This window comes from Methylomonas montana, from assembly GCF_030490285.1.
GTDB lineage: Bacteria > Pseudomonadota > Gammaproteobacteria > Methylococcales > Methylomonadaceae > Methylomonas > Methylomonas montana.
Window position 1 is genome coordinate 2,611,887 of the sequence record NZ_CP129884.1, and the last position, 17,098, is coordinate 2,628,984.

Here is a 17,098-nt window from a genome sequence, read left to right on the forward strand (position 1 = left end):
GACCATTATCTACCTGCCTTTGCGCCCGCATACGTGGAGGCCGATGACAGTAACGACGAAGCGCCGGTGATGGCGCCTATTTTGGCGGGGTTGGTATTATCGGCTTTCCACTTGCTCAAATTGGATTGCGCGTCATAGTTGCCAGACTCCACTTGGTATCCCCAAGCCTTGCGAGCGGCATTGTTCTGGATAGCGTTAACATCCTGCTTCCCGAGAAAGTCGGTGGTGGCCAAAATATCGGTGGCCGACCCCGAGTTAAGATCGACGCCATTCGCCGCCATGGACGCAATCTGCTTAGCCCGCAGCTGCGACTGCTCCATCATGGACTGCTGGGCTTGTTCCTCCCCCTGTTGCAAGGCGGCGCTACGCTGATAACCGGCGATTTTGGCGTTGTTGGCTTCCACTTGCGCCTGATAATTGGCGGCTTTTTTCTGAGCAGATGCTTGCTCGGAGGCCGAATAAGCGGAAAGGCCGGCGCCAATCACGGCGGCGGCAGCGGCTACAAAGGCAAATGGCATGATTACTCCTTTTTTATCAAAACGTCGTCGATCTTGTCTTCATCATCTACGTCGGTGTGATGGATACAAAACCAGGTGAAATCAGTGATTGAGGTAATTTTGTGAACGGTGTTGGCCTTGATCGCGATCACTTTAGGCCCTGTGTATTCTGTCGTCTCGCCGTCGATCTCTACTCGCACGGTGCCACTGGCCAGGATGCTGTAATGTTCATAAGCATGCTGATGAGTGTCAATCACATAGCCGGCTGGGGCCGACATTTGGCGGATATAAACCTGATTGCCGTCGGTAGGGAAGTAGTGCTGTATGCCCAAAAAATTCGCTAAATTCATCGTTTGTATCTGTCCTTGAATTGGTGGGTTCGGATGCAGATGGCCAGCAAGATAAAATCCTGGTCTGATTCATTGACCACTTCGTGCGTCGTCGAATTGGTGAAGTGGTAGATATCGCCCGTTCTGCCTGGCATCGTTTCACGGTCATCGGTCCAGATAAACGCTGAACCAGGCGCCCCTTTCACGCACACGTTGAACTTATCGTAAAAATCCACATGCCAACTTCGATCGATATGCGGATGGATTTTTTGACCAGGCTTAACCCTGGAAATCAGAATGCCACCCAAGTGCTCGCCTCGAACAGCGCCCATCAACATCCAAATCAAAGCGTTCAAGGATGGCAATTGATAATAGGCTGGATACCAGACGGGGAAATGAAGGTCGTTAAAGCCTGAAAAATCACCCTTTTCAACATAGGGCGTCTTGTCGTTATACCTCACCCAGATATCGTCACAGTCGCGGTGTGGCGATGCTGAAAAGCTAGTGCGTTCTCTATCGGCATTCCACAGTTCTGGATGAGTGTGCAGCTCAAATGCCAGTTGCGAAACATCGACGTTCTGGTCCAATAAAAACATATTTTTCATGCCGCCCTCATCTCAAATCGAAACAGCGGAAACCCTGGCTTGTATTCCACGATTTCCATCATCTTAAAGCCCAGCACTTCCAGCCACTGAATGGTCCGGGTATTGCGCACGTCGACCACGTTGGTCAGCACCGGGTATTTTTCCAGCATGCCTCTCACCACCTGTTTGGTGTCACGCGTCAGGGTTTTGTTGTAATTGCTCACGACATCGGTACACAACAGCCAGGGTGCCGCGATATGCTCGGCTCTGGGTGAGCAGCCAAAGATGCAGGCCAACCGGCCATCCACATGAGCTGCGCGGGTTAAGGCGGGATCGGACGCCTGCATGGATTTGATAATCACTTCCTCTGGCGTGTCGTCGCCGATGGCGACCAGTTCATCGATATCGGATTGGCGAAGGTGCGCGGCCAAGTCGCAAATATCCTCATCGCTGGGAAAACTCAGGGTATAAATCAGGGGCATAACCCCGCTGTCTTCTGTCTTAGCCACCGATGGCTACCTCTGTTGTGATGTCGACGACGGTGATGGGTAATGGATTAGGCTCGCTCAGCACGACGCCGCCCTCCGGATTAAATTTCGGCATGATCTTGATTCGGAATTCGCCGTTGGCTAATTTCGGGGTGATGCTGTCTGTTTCGTATTGCAAAGGCGATATCGGCACCAAATCCTGATCAGTCGGGCCGATCGATGCGCCCACAAAATCCACACAGCGCGCCCAGACTTGATTGACGTTCTTGATGCGCCCCTGACCTAATGCCGCATCGCCAGCCAAGGCAATGGGTAGCGTCTCCACTTTTGCATCGATGGGCAGGCCGACGGTGACCTTTGATGCCGGGAAGTCCAGCGTGATGGTGCCAGAGGCCACTTTTAACGGCCGATGCACAATGCCGTCCGCCAAAATAGATACGGTTTTACCTTCCAGGAAGCTCAAGCCCGCGATGGTGGTCATGGGTTGATTCATCACCGCGCTGGACTGCGCGATAATCGTGGTGTCGATATTGGTCGTGACGCCCCAGAACCCATCGGGATGCGCGGCAATGATCAACCATGAGGTCGACGCGACACTGGGCCAGTCGGACAGTTCGTAAACGTAATCTCGGATCGTGCTGTACGGCAAGCCATTAGGGCCGGCAATCGCTAATAATTGATTGTAGTCGGCGACCGCTCGGGCAGTATCACCGGCGGCGACCCTGGCTAATATGACTCCCAGCGTGCCTTCTCCCCAGACACCAGCGGTGGTGTTGGGGTAGCCTCTGGAGGGCAAATACGGCCGATACCCGGCCACCCCGGTCGCCGCATCATAGGTGGCATAGGCATCGACGCCGGCATAGGCCGACGCGGCCATGGCAAGATAGGTGGCATTGCCGCCATTGGCGGCCGCAAACGCCCGCAAAAACAGCGAGCCCCAAGAATGACAGTCGAGTGCATCTGAGGTATCCACGCCGGATGCGCCAATGCCTTGGTAAAAGCGGCCGTTGGCGGCGTCCCAAAAATTGGTGACCAAGGCTGTGCCGATCGCTTGTGCCGCCGCCGTGTAGGTGGCATTGCCGCGCACGGCGCCGGCCAGGGCCAGCGCAAAATACGAGTCGATATTGTGCTCGGTGCTGCACCAAGTGACGGGTGTATTGGTGAATGTCAGGTAATCGGGCAGCGAATACTTGCCGATGCCGCCCATAATGGCGCCAGCCTGCAATGGGTTAATGGGCGTTGTCGTCGTCGGTACATAAGTGACGGCTTTGTATTGCAGCAGCTGTGCCGCAACCTGATCAATGTACGACGGGATCCAGGTGCGCAAACCATCGGCCATATTGGCGGCATAAAATGCCATGGCGTAGAGCACCCAAGCCGTGGCGCCGTTTCGCACATAAATATCAGGCGGATTGCCGCTTTTGTAATTCACGGAAAACACGACGGGTTGCGGGCCTAGAATGTAAGTCGCAGAGGCCGCCATAGAGGCATCAAGGGCGACTTTCAAGCCATCCATCAAATACCCGGGTAAGTTGCTATTCGCCACCCCGCTACGATTGCACACCGCCATGACAATCGCCAGCGCCTGGTCATAAAGGAAACAGCGGTCTTTCAGGACCGGGTAAACGGGATCGTTTGGTGGCACTTCGTAAGACCTGGCTAAACCATTGCCGAAAAATATCTCGGCAATAATGGCGCCGTCCGCGATCCTGACCAGCCTGGCGGTTTTAGCGCCCGTGTGTACGCCCGCCACCGACCAGCCACCGCTATAGCTGATGGCGGATGAGCCTTGCGCGTAATCGATGTCTGTCGTCGAAAAAACATCCACCCGATACAATGATGCCTGATCGATACCGCTGACCGTCCCCGCCACTGTGCCGGTATAGGCGGCGTTGTAATTGCCGCCGTCGAAGCGAATCTGCATCGTCCCTTTTTGCACCGGGCTTTTGGTGTAATTCTGGATCATCCGCGTCGCCTGGTTGCCCTCCAGCCCGGTCAGGTAATTGATGGGGTTGAAGGTGCTGAGGCCGCAGTCCACAAAAAAGGCGTCTTCCAGCTTGGCAAACTGCCGGTTATCCAGCATTTCGATGTAGCGGGTGGTGACGCCGTTGATCGTCCGGCGCACCACCGCATAGAGCACGTCATAATTGCCTTCCGTTACCGTGCAAATCGACTCGAAAAAGCCGTCGGTGGTGTGTTGGTGCCAGGCGGCTACCTGCTGATCGGGTAGGTAAGTCAGGCCCAGTAATTTGCCCTGGTCATTGACCACCCAGACAATGGGATAAGGCGACCGGCTAAAGGCCATGTCGACAATGTTAAAGCCGTTGAACAAATGCGTCGCCAGCAAGCATAAATCGTTACTTTGATAACCGCTGGCCTGCCACTGGTATGCCAACTCGCGCACATGGCCACCTTGCGACTGCGCATACACCACCGTGTTATTGACCGCCACTGGCTGCACGTTGGATGCGCCGTTCTGGGACTGGGCTTTGATGGTGATGGTGGTGGGCGCTAAGGCGTTGCCGGATGCGGAAAATACCCGCCATTCCGTGGAGGCCGTCATCACGATCATGTCCAGCAGCGACACGATATGCCTGATGTAATTGGCCCGTTGTGCGGCAATCCTGACTCGCAGCGCGTCATTCTCCTTGGAGGGTACGCTGTAATTCATGTTGCTTTCGGTACCGGACTGCGTGCCCCAGAGATTTTGCGGTTGGTTGTTGCTGCCACCAAAGAAGCGACGCTGTTCGTAATAACCGACTGCTGCCGGATAATTGCCGGCAGAGGTGAATACGGTATCGGTCAGCGGCGGCGTCTGGGTTAAATCAGCCAGAATGTTTTTGTCTTCAAAGCTGGCATTGACGGTTTGCCCAATGTAGCCGTACGCGCCATTGGTGGATTTGTAGACGTTATACCTAGAGGCACCCGATACACCGGTCCAGGTGATCGTGTTGTAGTTGCCGGTGATGGTCAAATCATTGGTGATCGCCGCCGTCGCGGTGGAAGGCATCGACTCTTCCAGGCCGTAACTATCCAAAGCGGTAATGATGTATTGAAAGGACTGGGGGGTGCCTGCTGTCGGATAAGTGGCCGTCGCACTGGCGCCGGAGGGTGATGCCAGTTTTGACTGAAACGTAATGCCGGTTAAGGTCCAATTCAAATTGGCGTAGCGGCGCAACTCCAGCGGCGGATAGCTCGGGTGAGTCAGCGTAATAATGTCGCCGGACTGCACATAATGAATATCCATCAGGTCGGCAGCGGCATAGGTATTGCCAATCTCATACGGCACGCCACCATTCATTAGGGTGGCGCCCAGCGTATGAAACCGAAAATAACCGGCGCCAAGCTCGATCGCAAAGGTTTGGCTATTGCTGAACGAAAACGGGATCAACCTGGTTTTAACCGTGGCATTTTTGACGGCGTTCACATAGCGCAATCCAGGCCGGTTTTGAATTGGGCCATGCGGCAACACTTGAAAGTTTTTGCACAGCTTGAGGCCGGATTGCTCTTTGGCGAGATCCAGGCGGCCATACATCTCAGGCGATACCTCGCCACCCACGAACGAGGTACGGATGGTACGAACACTAGGCACGGGCGGCGATTCCTGATGGGGTATATTGAGGGCGAACCTTGCGGTATTGGCAATCGGAGGTGATTGCTTCCGGCAGCGCTGTCGTGATGAAGGCTTGCATCATGCTCCTTTGGGCAGCGACACCCACGTCGCCTTTTAGGATCGGGCCGGCGAGATAAGAGGCTAACAGCGTGCTGAGCGCTTCGATAAAGAGCGGCGGAAACTTGGCAGGATCGGTCGCCAGGCTAGAGGTGTACACCAACACGGCGTCGGCTATGTTGCTATACAGCGTCGAACCCTCCAGCGCATAATTCTGTGTGGGCGGCGTTTGCGTTTCCTCGATATAGCCGGACGACCTAACGTCATTCACGCCAAAGAAATCGGTGGGCAGCGAATAGGCATAGGCCCAGAATGGGTTTGGGTTGGTGGTCAATGCCGTTAGGGTAACCGTGACGGTCGCAAACGCCCATGCATGTTTATCCAGCATCACATTCAGGGATTGACTGTAAAACAGGGCGCAATACTGAGCCTGCATGGAGGTATCGGGCGGCGCGATGCTGGTCACCCTGGCTTCGTCGCCGAGTTTAGCCAGGGACAGGTTGCAAATATCGATTGCTGTAGCCATCAGCGACTACCCGATGTGTGGGTCAACAGCCCCAGAAACCCAGCGCCCCAACCGACTGCTTGCTGAATATTTTGCGCATGATTAGGCGCCAGTACAGATAGCGCCATCCCTGCCAACACAAACGCGCACAGCTTGGTTTCGCGCTCTTGCCAGTTGATGCCTAGTTTTGTGGTCATTTTGATCTCCACCTATTCAATCGCGTAGCCAACCGCCGATGTGTCTGCGGCATTGCTGGACGATATAGTGATTGACGTACCTGCTACCCTGGCCGACTCGGCAACATTGCCAACCGTGCCGGCACCATTCCGACGGAAAACCCTGACTTTTGAGGTTTGTTTGATTCTCGCGTCCGCGACGGTGACGGTGCCGCCCACCAGTGTAGCCACCTCGCTGTCATCACGTATGAGCTGGAAGCCTTGCTGCATTACCTCGACTTCAACGATGGCATTGACTGGCGTCTCTGGAGCCAAAAAAATGTTCAAGTAAGAACCTAACGCGGTAATGTAATCAGCACCATGCCCGACGCAGCGCACGACGGGGGACGTTAGATTCAATACCTGCCCGTCTTTAGGAGCGAGGCGGTTATAGCCAGACTGGCCTGATGAATACAGCGTTAACTCAACAGCAGCATCCTGGGCTGCCCTATATGTCCTAGATGTTATTGAAAATCTGTGAATCCATTCCCCTCCTTGGATGACCTTGAGTTTTACAAATAACTCAAACGCATCGGCAGCTGCAAATCCCAACGACGATAGATTAATGCCGTTAGCGCCATTATTTAGCGTTAGTGCGCCTGAATGTTGTGGGGTGGAGCTAGACACAACTGGATTTTCAATCTTGACCTTAAAGCCTTTTCCTAGCGCGGTATAGGTGATCGAGGCGCTGGAAAACTCCCGGGTGCCAGCCGTCACCCCGGTCGGTAACGTTGAGCCTGCCACAATATCTGTTCCTGATGCTGCCGCCGATCCAATGAGATTAAGGTTGTTTGATACCACAAGATTGTCATGGGAAAAATGACTACCAAATCGTTGCGCGATTTTATCAGCAGCCGCTTTGGCGGTCAGCATATTGGCTTTTGCAGATGGGTGGACTTGGGTATCAACGTCCGCATAAATGTAAATCGTAGAGCCAGATGGAGCCGATAATGCATTGCCGTTAGCGATGGTGTAAGTACCTACTCCGCCCTGGCTGGTGCCTATGTTAGTAACATAGGTCGCGCCGCCTAGACCTGGAGCCAAACAAACTCCATCCGCTCGATTGATAATTCCTGTAGTTGACTCGATTGTGAGGGTTGTGTCTGAGATTGACCCGACAGCAGTGATAAAGCGCGGGTAAGTCGGATCGGATGAGCTTGCGTATTCAGCACCGGGATCATATACCAGCACCTTGTCGCCATCGTCATAGGCATCTAGTGCCAAATTGAGAACTGGAATCTTGGCCCTATTCGCGCCGGTAATCCCTGTTGATGCAGTAGGGCGATGCTTGGCGATCAGAATGACCGCTTCGGGCCAGATGGCTTGGCAACTGGCTATGATCAAGTCCAGATTTAGCAATGATGTGGCGATTGATAAATTATTCGCAGCATCGTAATCATTTTCGAACAGCGAATGAATCCATATTAAGTCGGGTGAAATGCCTGATTTTTTCAATTTAGCGAAAAATTCTACCTCCATCTCGGACAAAATCTGACTGGATGTTCGACCACCATGCCCATGCCATCCTTGAGAGTCCATCCAAGATGTAGTTTCGAGAATATGTCCGTATGCCCCTGTCTCTGGAAAGTCTAACCCTCCATCTAACAACGCCGATGTTAAAAACTTTTCATTTTGGTATCTAAGGGCGGGTGAATCACCTGATGCCATTTTATTCGCCGATGCTATGGAATTTCCAAGGCCGACGGTCACCAGTCGTTTGCGAATTGGCGTACTATTGATAACATCATATACATCACCATTCGGGTGCAACAAACCCTCCAATCGCTTCCCATCATCCGAATAAATCCCCGCCGGCGGTTGACCTACTTTCGACATCATTAATCCCCTTACTGCGGCCAGTGGCCGTTTTTAATCCAAAACCACAAGGCGCCGGCAATGCCCAGCACCGACCATTGCGCGACCGCTTTCGTTATTTCCCAACACATTTCTTTCCGGGCCTTTTCGGCCTCGATTCGCTCTTGAATCCAGGCATGGTGTTCGCTGTGTTCCACTGCGTTGATTCTGGCGCTCTCTTCAAAAAACTCTTCAAGCAACACCCTCATTTCGTCTCTATTGATCATCACTGTTTCGCAGAGAGAGTAAAAAAACGCCGGCGTGGCGATCATGATCGCTTGGCCGGCGATGGTGCGTTTCAGTCGACGGCGTCGGCATTGGCGATATCGCCATTGTCGTGGCTATCATCGCCGCCTGGCTCTTCTGGTTTGCTCGGCTCTTCTGTTTTCACAGCGGCCGGCCGTTTCTTTTTGGGGTTGACCGGTTCCAGATTGGGACCGGCGGTGCCGTGAACTTTTTCATCCCAATCCACTTCGTCGCCTGGCTGTACCAGGCGATCATGGATATAAGACGTTTCCAGTACTCTGTATTTTTCGGATGCCATAAAGTCCCCTTATTTCACTGAAAAGCCCGACGGATAAAACTTGGTCGGGTCGCTGATCTGATTGGTAATCTCGGCAATATAGGCACCGGCCGCGACGGCGCCCACAGTGGTGTAACGCACGCCCAGGTAACGCCCGCCGATGCTGCCAATCGCGGGATCAATCGGAATATAAAAGACGGCACCCGCCACCAAGCTAGCCACCGGAATCGTCAAGCTACCCAGAGAGGTGACTGTGCCGGCACCCACATCCGCTACCGTGGAATCGATAGGCTCCACTTGCAGACTGGTACCGCCGGATGCGGCTGTTTGCACCGCCAGTTTGAGGTAAAGCGGGTTGCCTTCACCAATATCCTGTGCCGCTAACTTATCGATCGAATACGTCGAATAAACCGTCGCGCCGGTGCCGGTGACTGTCTGGCCGGTGATGGCGTTGTTCACGCCGGAAATGGCGCCAGACAGCAATAATTTTGCATCTTGCATGTTGCCTCCTTAGGAAACGGTTGATTCGGTGTTGGTGATGGCGTCGACTTTGCGCAGTGGCACCCCCATGAAGGTGGTCCAGCTTTGCGGCGTACCGAATTGGCTCAAGGCCTTTTCAATCGCCAAGGCATAGTTGGATTTGCTCAACGCTTGCAGGCGCAAGTAGCTGTACAGCGTCCTGTTCATGTAAAAGCAAGGTTTGCCCGCGCCCAGATTGGGGATGCGATCCAGTGCGCGCGACATCAGCGCCAAGATATCGGGCTGTGTGCCGGATGAGCTACCCAAGCCGCCGGCGGTGGCGGGATTGGTTTCAATGTTGGCGATCCGCACCACATAGCGCCAGTCTTTCACGCACAGACCGTTTTTCCATTGATAGTGCGTTTGGAATGCTTGGTAGCGGTTTTGGTTGTCGTCATAGACGGTCAGCTCGCCTTGGTCTTCGTGGAGCAGACCGGCTTGCGAGCCTTTGGGGAATGGGCAAAACACAGTATTTTCGCCCCACACCACCAACCAGATCGAGGTCAAGGTTGAGCTGCTGCCGGCGCCACTCATAATGTTTTGCTTGTTGCCGGCCGTGCTCAGGTTGGAATAACGCGGCGCCAAGCCCATAAACTGGCGGGCATCGTTGGCCGGATTGCCGTAGAACAGGGTTTGCGCCTGGGTTTGGTTCATTGCTTCCAGGAACAGCGAGTCTTCCTGGAGCCGGAAAGCCGCGGTATTGCCGTTGAGCAATGCCAAGTCCTTATCGACTACCGCGTAGGCTTCCAACATGCCGATCGCTTCGTCTACTTGCGACGTGGTGGCTTTGCTGGATGGCACCCCTTTGTTATACGACCGCCAATACACGGACGGCAAACCGGTCGCCACCGAGACCCGGTGACCGGTCGGCAAATTGCCTTCCACGAACAACGCGTCTTCGAGGATTTCATTGGTTTGGGAAAGCAAGTTGGCAACCACCGCAACCTTGCCGTCCGGGTCTTGCATTTTGGCCCAGTCGGCTAGCGTCTTGGCATTGCTGGATAACGCCGTAGTACCAAACGCGGCGCCATATAGCCAATTGTTATCGACCGATAGGGCGCTAAAGGCGTGGTGAAAAACATCCGCCTGGGCAGTCGCGCTTAAGCAGCCCGCCAAAACGAACAGAACGGCAGTCAATACCGTCCACGAAAAGCATCGAAACAACCGATTCTTCATTCTATTCTCCGAAAATTACAATAATGGCTTAGGGATTAAGGCTTGGCGCATCGGCGTGATTCCTAAGCCGAACCGATGCCGTCCAAGCCCTAAGCGCTAACTCATTACTGCTGGTTGGGGTAAAGCGTGGAAGCGGCCGACTTGGTCTGCGACGATGGGCGTTGTCCGCCAGACACCAGTGAATCTTCCGAAATCAATTTGCCGGCCCGAACAAACACCCGAATCAAATCCGGATGATTGCCAAGGCCCGTTTTGTCCAATTGCTCCCTCAGCGCTGGTGTCACGAAAGCGTCCCTGGCTCTAGCGGCATAAGTCAGGTTTTCGTCGAATTTCGCGCCGCCGTATTCTTTATCCGCTCGGGCCTCTGCTTCCCAGTCAGCTTTCTGCTGTTCAATGGCAGAAAAATGTTCGCTCAGCATTTTTTGCTGTAGCTGTGCCCCCATGGAGGCAAAATGCTGAGCTTGTTCCTGGCTGAGTTTGGCTTCCAAGGCCATCGCCTTGAACGCATCCATCATGACCGGGTCAGCCTCGAAGCCGTCCGGAAAGCTAAAGTCGGCGTATTCGGTTAGCGGTTCGGTGGTATCAGTGGTATCGGCGGTCTTGCCTGCATCGCCATCGGCTGTTGCGCCATCGACTGGGGCTTGATCAGTGGGTTGTGGCGCCGGATCGGCCGCACCTGGCTGACCGCCGCCTAATAAGGTGGCGCCCGCATCGGCTGGGCTGCTGCCAGCAGCGGGTTCAGCTGCACCGCCCCCGCTACCGGCTCCGCCTTCACTACCAGGGGCCGCAGACCAATAGCCGCGTGCGGTGAGTTTGTTTTTTAAAATGCTAAATGCCATGTGATTTACCTCTAACCGTGGAAACAGTGATAGTTGAATAGGGCTCAGTCACTGGCTCTGACCTGAGATTCCTCTTTCAATAATTGAATGTATTGGTCCGGACAGTCGACAAACAGACTTTGCAGCCACAAGCCAATCGAGCGCTTGCCTTCCTTAAAAGCGGTATTCGAGCCAGTATCGGTAAAGTTGTAGCTCAGCTTATGCACGCCGCATTCCGCCAGTACCCGACGGATAAAGCGGCGGCCTTCGGCAGTATCGATGATCGCTTTGAAATCCGTTTTATCCAGAATGGCCTGGCGCCGATGCTCGGCCTCCCTGGCCGCCTTGATGATTTGCTGTTCTTCAATGGTATTCATGCATCACCATAGAGTTTGCCCGCATGCTCGGCGGCGTTACTGGTCCCGGATAGCTCCATATCGGTAATCTGCAAGCTCAAGCTGATGTCATTGCCGGTGTCGTCGCCGTCATCCTCAACAGATTCAGTCGCAGACTGGACAAACGCCAACGCGGTAATCTTGACCTGGGTACCAGCGCGTAACGGCTGTTTGATCCCCAGCGCTTCGCATTGGTCATCGTTAAGGTAGATCGATAGTCCATAACCGTATGGGTTATCACTGATCGCCTCAACGCCGGAATCGGTCGTTTTCATACTGACCATCATCGCCCTCCTCTGGACGCAGCCTGTGCTTGCAGGGCCTGCAACATGTCGCCCCCGGCCGAGCCGGGTTGTGTGGGCGTGCTGCCGGCTTTGTTCATGATATTGGCGCCCTGTTCCAGCATGGCCGCCATTTGCGCTTGTTGCGCCTGTTGCGCTTTTTGTTGACGAATCAACGCCAGATTCCTATCGGTCACTAACAGATCGGGTGGAATGCCCAGCATGTCGGCGGCAATGTCGGCCCACTTATCGGCATCGAACTTATCCAAGACGTCCGGTTTGATCGTGGCTATCTGTCCCAGCTCGCTGACAAACTGGCTGATCGAATTGATCGCCACGGCCTTTTGGGCTTGGGCCAGTACCGATATGTACTCGATATTGAGGTTGTGGCCCGATAACTCTTCGGGCGGCGGCGGCAATAGACCGCCGGCCAGCATGCGTTCGAACGTGGTTTCCAATAACGGCGTCAACAGTTCGTTAGTGACCCGCTCCACGACCGGGCCCAGCATCAACATCTGTTCGGTTTTCCGGGCGGCCACTTCATAAGCGGTCATATCTTTCGATTGATCGGTAATCGCCAGAAAGATATCGACAAAGAAGGTGTTATTGATCCGGCCGCGAATGTCCTGCAAATCCTCTAGCAAGGTCTGCAAGTTCAGATTGACTTCGAATGCCGTGCGGATACCTTGCTGCGGTGTAGCGGCGTCGTAATAACTGATACCGCCCGGGAAAATCTCCATTTCCCGGTTTTTCATGTCGCTAGGCACCTGCAGCGGCGGGTTCGCTTGATAATCGATCGCCTGTGACTTCCGGAACTGTTGGGCCTGCAATTGCTTCACGTCGCCCAGCGTTTCCATGCCTGGACTGTTGCCGTAAATGTCGCCGCCCATCACTTGCCAACGTGGGCACACGCACGGAAAGCTTTTATAGCCGGATTCCCGCAGCATGTGTCCATCGGCATTGCTCATTTCCCAATACACTGATCGCCAGGCCATGTTCTTGCCGTCTATCTTGGTATGGTCCCGATCCGAGCGGGGTTCGACAGCATGTCTAACGGTGTACCAAATATCGAGCTGGCCGCGATCGAATTGGTTTTGCAGTGTCTTGCTGCAATTGCTATAGCCAAACTCGCTGACAATGGCGCCGACGGTTTTGTCGAACTCGCGGTAAATGGTGACGACGTCGCCTTTCCAATCGGTTTCGATGCAATATTCACCGACCGTAAACGGATGCAGATGGATGACGTTCTTATAATCGTCAGCGATCAGCGCAGAGGCGGTACCGAACACCCCCATTTCGCCATACAGCATCGGCAGCACGCGATAGGTGTTGGAGTTCACCAGCGCCTGGGCAATCAAGTCGGTGACGGTGGCTAGCCAATCCTTGACCGGATGGAAGCGCATCAAGTCTTTATCGTGCAATGACAGCTTGAACCAGGGCCGAGAAGGTGACGATGCGCCGCTCATCATGCCGGCGGCTAAAATCCGATTCGCCCGCGTGGCTGAGTTATCGTAGATCGAGTTAAACCGCTTCCAGCCCCGATCGCGATCCGAATTAAAGAACCGACCGTTATAGGGCAAGATGAATTGCGACAAGTCTTTCCACTGCATCCACCAGGTCGAACGCTCAGTCTTCAATAAGCCTATGCGCTTATTCAGATCCTGGATTAGTTTGAGGTCTTGTGCCATTACTGCCCTAATAGGGTTTTCTTGCCGAGTTTGTCATCCAGACCCTTGGTGTCGCCTAAGCCGCTGGTCAGAATGGTCGAGCTATACTGTTGCGCACTGACGGCGGCAGTAACCGGTCTAATGGCGGCAGCCGCACTAGGCGTTGATGCCATTTGCGGCGGGGGTGGTGGCGGGGGTGGCGCCGAAGGACTACTTCCACCTGAACACATAAGTACCTCGTATAAAATTAAGGGTGAGATCGTGCAAACGGATCATGGCCGCGAATGGCCTGATCGCGTGGGCGGTGGTTATAGCCGCCGGGTATTTTTTTAGTCACGGGATAAGCAAAGGACAAGCACAGCGCATCGGCCTTATTCGGCGATGGCAAGCCGCGGGCTTTCATATCTTTTTTACTTTCCAACTGAATCTTGCCGTCCATCCGTGCCACGGTTTCCGGCGAGATCAGTTCGTCATACAGTTCCGGATCGTCAGGGATGCAACCGCCCGCTTTTAACCAGTCGCGCATCAGCTTCCACATTTCAGCGCGCTTGTTCAGGCAGCCTGGATCGGAGGATTCGCCGGCAAACCAGACTAACCGCCAGTCTCTACCCATCGTCGCGCCGGCGGATTTAATCCCGGTGCCATAACCGGCATCAATGAAGACCGCATCGGCCTGGTGTTCGTCTTCCAGGTTGGCGATGATGTTCGCCACATGGATGTCGTTATCATTCTTGGGCAGCTTGCGCAGTATTTTGAACAACAGGCCTTGGCGAAAACCAATGATCAACGGGTCGTCGCCTTCCCAGGCAGGATCAACCGTGATGATTTTCGGTGCGAAGTTGAACTGCTCCAGTCGCAATTCGCGCCCCAGTGCCTGGTCGACGTCTTCGGTGACGATAAACTGTTTCGCCGACACGTTGGGGAACATGCCGCGCACCCTCACCTTCACGAAGTCGCTATCGACGCCGTAGTCTTCGATCCACTTGGCAATCTGGGTTTTGTTGGTGCCTTCGACAGTCCGCGAATCGATTTGCCGGTTATGCCAGCGATGGCGATGCTTCCGAAAGCACTCGCGAAACTCGCCGGTATTCCGGGTCGGGTTACCGAAAACGATCCAGATAATCTCGGTGTTTTCGTCTGACAGCGCACCTTCGGTGACTTTCCAGACCGCGTCATCGATCGCCGACGCTTCGTCAAAGATAATGACGATGCGCTTGCCCTGGTTGTGCAAGCCAGCGAAGGCCTCGGTATTGTTTTTCGACCAGGTCACAAAGTTGGCCCGCCATTCGCGGGTGTGGTCTTTATCGCGGCTAGCGATACTGGTGGCTTGCACGTCGAACCAATCGGCCGTGATCGACATCCGCGACCACTTGCCGACCTCGGGTGAGGTCTTGGTTTTCAACTGGCCGTCGGTGTTGGCGGTGATGACCACCTTGCAATCTTCACAAGTGGACAGCGCCCAGTTGACCAACATCCCCAGTTGGGCCGACTTGCCGATACCGTGACCGGATGCCACCGAGATTTTCAGCGGCTCAAACCGCGTCTCCGGATTTTGCAGGTGGTCGCGAATAATGCAGTTGATGTCCGTTTGCCATTCGCGCGGGCCGGTATGGCCTTTCAGCGGGCCGTGGTCCCAATCCCACGCCAGCAGGCTCCATTTATGCGGATCGGTGCTGCACTCGGCAGCCAGTTCGATCAGTTGATCGTCGCTTTTATCCGCCGACACGCAATCTAGCTCTCGCCAAGCGGTCCGCTAGGTTGTCGGTCACGTCCAGCGTGACCTTGTCGTTCAGCATTCCCAGATGTCTGGCCGCCAAGGTCAATGCAGCAGCTTTGTCCCAAAACTTGATTTCCTTGGTTTCGCCGATGATATTGCCCTCTGAATCCTTCACTTCCAGGATTTTTATCGATGATATGGCGGCGGCTATTTCGTCGGGCCAATCTTGGACAGGCAGTAAGGCGTTGTTTTTGTCGAAAGCTTTGCGAGGATCGACCAAAGCAATTCGCCCGACTTCTCGTAAAACGCGATCTGCAGTCACTTGCGTCCGTTCTTCCCGATCTGAACGCAACCGGGAAATAGACACCTGAATAGACGCTTTTGACAACAGCTTAGTAGCTTGCTGTCTGGCCGACTTTTCACTATAACCCGCGCGTTTCGCGGCTTGCGTACCGTTTAAGTCGATCAAGTATTCATTACAAAATAGCCACTCCTTGTCAGTCAGGCCAGGGTCGCGTTCTGTCACAGCTTGATAAACCTTAGGTTAAATGGCCGACGAATGTCGTAGTGCCAATTATGGAAAAAATCCAAAAAAAAAGCCCGCTCCGTTTCCGGGCAGGCTTTCGTTCAGTATGACGTTTTATAGGCTTTTTTTGTCTCAACGTCAAGCGGTTTCGTCGCGTCCGCCAAAATCGCCTGCACTTCACCGTCCAGCTCGATGACATATTTCAAGATTTGCAGATACCGGTTTTGCCAATGTCTAAACCAATCCATCTTGTCCAGGCCAGCCGCCGCCGCAATCTTCCGGCCCGATAAAGCCTTGATGCCGGTGCCGGCACACGCCGAACACACCACCCGCTTGCCGGATCGAGCATCCCGAGTATAACCAGAGCCGGCACAAGCCATATGCACCAGCGGCCTAATCACCTCATACACCGCAATGGCGGATAAGTTAGACACCGTCGGCCGGCCTTTCACAATCTCCCAACCTTCGCGATTCGCCAGATGCGCGGCCCAGACCCGCACATAGGCAATTAACAATCGCTCGGCGTCTTGATCCAGCGCATAGCAGCCCAAGGCAAAGCTCATCGCAATATCGCTGGTACCCGCCAAATAACCCGCCAACTCGGAACGAGACAGCACTACGCCGCTACTGCGACGCGGGCCAGACTCAAAAAATGACGAACCTGCGCACAGCAGGCCGATAATTTCAGGATTTGCCATTATCCACCTCCACTTCCTCATAGGATTTACATTTCCAGCCATAGCGCTTGCCCAGGCCGCAATAGCGCGTGTCCCACTCTTCGCGCTGGTACTTGCAGCCGGCACAAGTGCCGTTTTCGATTGAGATCAGCACATCCAGCGGATCCCGGTACATTCTTCGTTCCAACACTTCAGCCACAACACCTCCCCAAATCACAAAAAAACGCCTTACCTGACATCATTGGCGGCAAAATCCGTCCCAGTAAAAACCGGGACAAGTCCACTGGGACGGCTGTAGGCCTTTATTTCTCTAGCCTTGTCCCAGTCCCAGTAAAAACAGTTAAAAAAAATAAATAGTGATATTCGATAAACACACGTCGCGCAGGTGCGCGCGTGCGTGTGTGTACATGTGCGCGCCTGCGATAAAACCGGGACACTGGGACAAGCCGCGCCGGCCGTGCCCTGTAGCCGTCCCAATGGACTTGTCCCAGTAAAGTCTGGGACGGCTACACCCCTTGTCGGCTTTAGGCTTATATTAAAAATCGCGCGCGAGCTGCCGCTAGCGCAAGGCAAAAACGGACGCAAAGTCGAAAAAATCGCGAGCGTGCCGCTGGCGCAAAGCAAACCCACGCGGCGGCAAAAGCCAGGCTGCGCGGG

The 17,098-nt window shown here is 54.3% G+C and carries 21 protein-coding genes; all 21 read right to left on the reverse strand.

Going from position 1 to position 17,098, the window contains the following annotated elements; genetic code table 11:
- Positions 1–5: 5 nt before the first annotated feature.
- Complete coding sequence (locus QZJ86_RS12040; RefSeq protein ID WP_301670659.1) at positions 6–518, reverse strand: virion core protein, T7 gp14 family; 513 nt, start codon at positions 516–518, stop codon at positions 6–8.
- Positions 519–520: 2 nt separating this feature from the next.
- Complete coding sequence (locus QZJ86_RS12045) at positions 521–847, reverse strand: cupin domain-containing protein (protein WP_301670661.1); 327 nt, start codon at positions 845–847, stop codon at positions 521–523.
- On the reverse strand, positions 844–1,431 hold the full coding sequence (locus QZJ86_RS12050; protein ID WP_301670662.1) for an aspartyl/asparaginyl beta-hydroxylase domain-containing protein: 588 nt from the start codon (positions 1,429–1,431) through the stop codon (positions 844–846). Before QZJ86_RS12050 ends, QZJ86_RS12045 begins: the two co-directional genes overlap by 4 nt.
- Positions 1,428–1,919: a hypothetical protein gene (locus QZJ86_RS12055; protein ID WP_301670663.1), complete on the reverse strand. Its 492-nt coding sequence runs from the start codon at positions 1,917–1,919 to the stop codon at positions 1,428–1,430. The genes QZJ86_RS12050 and QZJ86_RS12055 overlap by 4 nt, the downstream gene beginning before the upstream one ends.
- Positions 1,912–5,490: a hypothetical protein gene (locus QZJ86_RS12060; RefSeq protein ID WP_301670664.1), complete on the reverse strand. Its 3,579-nt coding sequence runs from the start codon at positions 5,488–5,490 to the stop codon at positions 1,912–1,914. The genes QZJ86_RS12055 and QZJ86_RS12060 overlap by 8 nt, the downstream gene beginning before the upstream one ends.
- A complete protein-coding gene (locus QZJ86_RS12065) occupies positions 5,483–6,094 on the reverse strand; it encodes a hypothetical protein (RefSeq protein ID WP_301670665.1) in 612 nt (203 codons plus the stop codon). Before QZJ86_RS12065 ends, QZJ86_RS12060 begins: the two co-directional genes overlap by 8 nt.
- A complete protein-coding gene (locus tag QZJ86_RS12070; RefSeq protein WP_301670666.1) occupies positions 6,094–6,270 on the reverse strand; it encodes a hypothetical protein in 177 nt (58 codons plus the stop codon). The genes QZJ86_RS12065 and QZJ86_RS12070 overlap by 1 nt, the downstream gene beginning before the upstream one ends.
- Positions 6,271–6,282: 12 nt before the next feature.
- Entirely contained in the window at positions 6,283–8,127 is a 1,845-nt protein-coding gene (locus tag QZJ86_RS12075) for a hypothetical protein (RefSeq protein ID WP_301670667.1), read from the reverse strand.
- 8 nt (positions 8,128–8,135) lie between these two features.
- A complete protein-coding gene (locus tag QZJ86_RS12080) occupies positions 8,136–8,369 on the reverse strand; it encodes a hypothetical protein (protein WP_301670668.1) in 234 nt (77 codons plus the stop codon).
- Positions 8,370–8,440: 71 nt separating this feature from the next.
- Positions 8,441–8,686, reverse strand: a complete 246-nt coding sequence (locus QZJ86_RS12085) for a hypothetical protein (protein ID WP_301670669.1) — start codon at positions 8,684–8,686, stop codon at positions 8,441–8,443.
- Positions 8,687–8,695: 9 nt separating this feature from the next.
- Positions 8,696–9,166 (reverse strand): Bbp16 family capsid cement protein, encoded by a 471-nt coding sequence (locus QZJ86_RS12090; RefSeq protein ID WP_301670670.1) that lies wholly within the window; start codon positions 9,164–9,166, stop codon positions 8,696–8,698.
- Positions 9,167–9,175: 9 nt separating this feature from the next.
- Positions 9,176–10,360: a major capsid protein gene (locus QZJ86_RS12095; RefSeq protein WP_301670671.1), complete on the reverse strand. Its 1,185-nt coding sequence runs from the start codon at positions 10,358–10,360 to the stop codon at positions 9,176–9,178.
- A 104-nt stretch (positions 10,361–10,464) separates the two neighbouring features.
- Positions 10,465–11,199, reverse strand: coding sequence for a hypothetical protein (locus QZJ86_RS12100; protein WP_301670672.1), 735 nt, complete (start codon positions 11,197–11,199; stop codon positions 10,465–10,467).
- A gap of 44 nt (positions 11,200–11,243) precedes the next feature.
- The gene (locus QZJ86_RS12105; protein ID WP_301670673.1) at positions 11,244–11,555 is read right to left on the reverse strand and encodes a Bbp19 family protein; all 312 of its coding nucleotides are present in this window, start codon (positions 11,553–11,555) and stop codon (positions 11,244–11,246) included.
- A complete protein-coding gene (gp10, locus tag QZJ86_RS12110) occupies positions 11,552–11,848 on the reverse strand; it encodes a capsid staple protein (RefSeq protein ID WP_301670674.1) in 297 nt (98 codons plus the stop codon). Before gp10 ends, QZJ86_RS12105 begins: the two co-directional genes overlap by 4 nt.
- Before the next feature lie 8 nt (positions 11,849–11,856).
- Entirely contained in the window at positions 11,857–13,542 is a 1,686-nt protein-coding gene (locus QZJ86_RS12115) for a portal protein (protein WP_301670675.1), read from the reverse strand.
- A complete protein-coding gene (locus tag QZJ86_RS12120; protein WP_301670676.1) occupies positions 13,542–13,694 on the reverse strand; it encodes a hypothetical protein in 153 nt (50 codons plus the stop codon). Before QZJ86_RS12120 ends, QZJ86_RS12115 begins: the two co-directional genes overlap by 1 nt.
- 74 nt (positions 13,695–13,768) lie before the next feature.
- Positions 13,769–15,247 (reverse strand): terminase, encoded by a 1,479-nt coding sequence (locus QZJ86_RS12125; RefSeq protein WP_301670677.1) that lies wholly within the window; start codon positions 15,245–15,247, stop codon positions 13,769–13,771.
- Complete coding sequence (locus QZJ86_RS12130; protein WP_301670678.1) at positions 15,234–15,764, reverse strand: terminase small subunit; 531 nt, start codon at positions 15,762–15,764, stop codon at positions 15,234–15,236. The genes QZJ86_RS12125 and QZJ86_RS12130 overlap by 14 nt, the downstream gene beginning before the upstream one ends.
- A gap of 101 nt (positions 15,765–15,865) precedes the next feature.
- Positions 15,866–16,462 carry a hypothetical protein gene (locus tag QZJ86_RS12135; protein WP_301670679.1) on the reverse strand — a complete coding sequence of 199 codons (597 nt, stop codon included), beginning with the start codon at positions 16,460–16,462 and terminating at the stop codon, positions 15,866–15,868.
- A complete protein-coding gene (locus tag QZJ86_RS12140; RefSeq protein WP_301670680.1) occupies positions 16,449–16,616 on the reverse strand; it encodes a hypothetical protein in 168 nt (55 codons plus the stop codon). Before QZJ86_RS12140 ends, QZJ86_RS12135 begins: the two co-directional genes overlap by 14 nt.
- Positions 16,617–17,098: the final 482 nt, after the last annotated feature.

Coding starts and splice junctions, on each gene's coding strand:
- QZJ86_RS12040 (WP_301670659.1), bottom strand. CDS start 518: ATGCCATTTGCCTTTGTAGCCGCTGCCGCCGCCGTGATTGGCGCCGGC.
- QZJ86_RS12045 (WP_301670661.1), bottom strand. CDS start 847: ATGAATTTAGCGAATTTTTTGGGCATACAGCACTACTTCCCTACCGAC.
- QZJ86_RS12050 (WP_301670662.1), bottom strand. CDS start 1,431: ATGAAAAATATGTTTTTATTGGACCAGAACGTCGATGTTTCGCAACTG.
- QZJ86_RS12065 (WP_301670665.1), bottom strand. CDS start 6,094: ATGGCTACAGCAATCGATATTTGCAACCTGTCCCTGGCTAAACTCGGC.
- QZJ86_RS12070 (WP_301670666.1), bottom strand. CDS start 6,270: ATGACCACAAAACTAGGCATCAACTGGCAAGAGCGCGAAACCAAGCTG.
- QZJ86_RS12075 (WP_301670667.1), bottom strand. CDS start 8,127: ATGATGTCGAAAGTAGGTCAACCGCCGGCGGGGATTTATTCGGATGAT.
- QZJ86_RS12080 (WP_301670668.1), bottom strand. CDS start 8,369: ATGATCAATAGAGACGAAATGAGGGTGTTGCTTGAAGAGTTTTTTGAA.
- QZJ86_RS12085 (WP_301670669.1), bottom strand. CDS start 8,686: ATGGCATCCGAAAAATACAGAGTACTGGAAACGTCTTATATCCATGAT.
- QZJ86_RS12090 (WP_301670670.1), bottom strand. CDS start 9,166: ATGCAAGATGCAAAATTATTGCTGTCTGGCGCCATTTCCGGCGTGAAC.
- QZJ86_RS12095 (WP_301670671.1), bottom strand. CDS start 10,360: ATGAAGAATCGGTTGTTTCGATGCTTTTCGTGGACGGTATTGACTGCC.
- QZJ86_RS12100 (WP_301670672.1), bottom strand. CDS start 11,199: ATGGCATTTAGCATTTTAAAAAACAAACTCACCGCACGCGGCTATTGG.
- QZJ86_RS12105 (WP_301670673.1), bottom strand. CDS start 11,555: ATGAATACCATTGAAGAACAGCAAATCATCAAGGCGGCCAGGGAGGCC.
- gp10 (WP_301670674.1), bottom strand. CDS start 11,848: ATGAAAACGACCGATTCCGGCGTTGAGGCGATCAGTGATAACCCATAC.
- QZJ86_RS12115 (WP_301670675.1), bottom strand. CDS start 13,542: ATGGCACAAGACCTCAAACTAATCCAGGATCTGAATAAGCGCATAGGC.
- QZJ86_RS12120 (WP_301670676.1), bottom strand. CDS start 13,694: ATGGCATCAACGCCTAGTGCGGCTGCCGCCATTAGACCGGTTACTGCC.
- QZJ86_RS12135 (WP_301670679.1), bottom strand. CDS start 16,462: ATGGCAAATCCTGAAATTATCGGCCTGCTGTGCGCAGGTTCGTCATTT.
- QZJ86_RS12140 (WP_301670680.1), bottom strand. CDS start 16,616: ATGTACCGGGATCCGCTGGATGTGCTGATCTCAATCGAAAACGGCACT.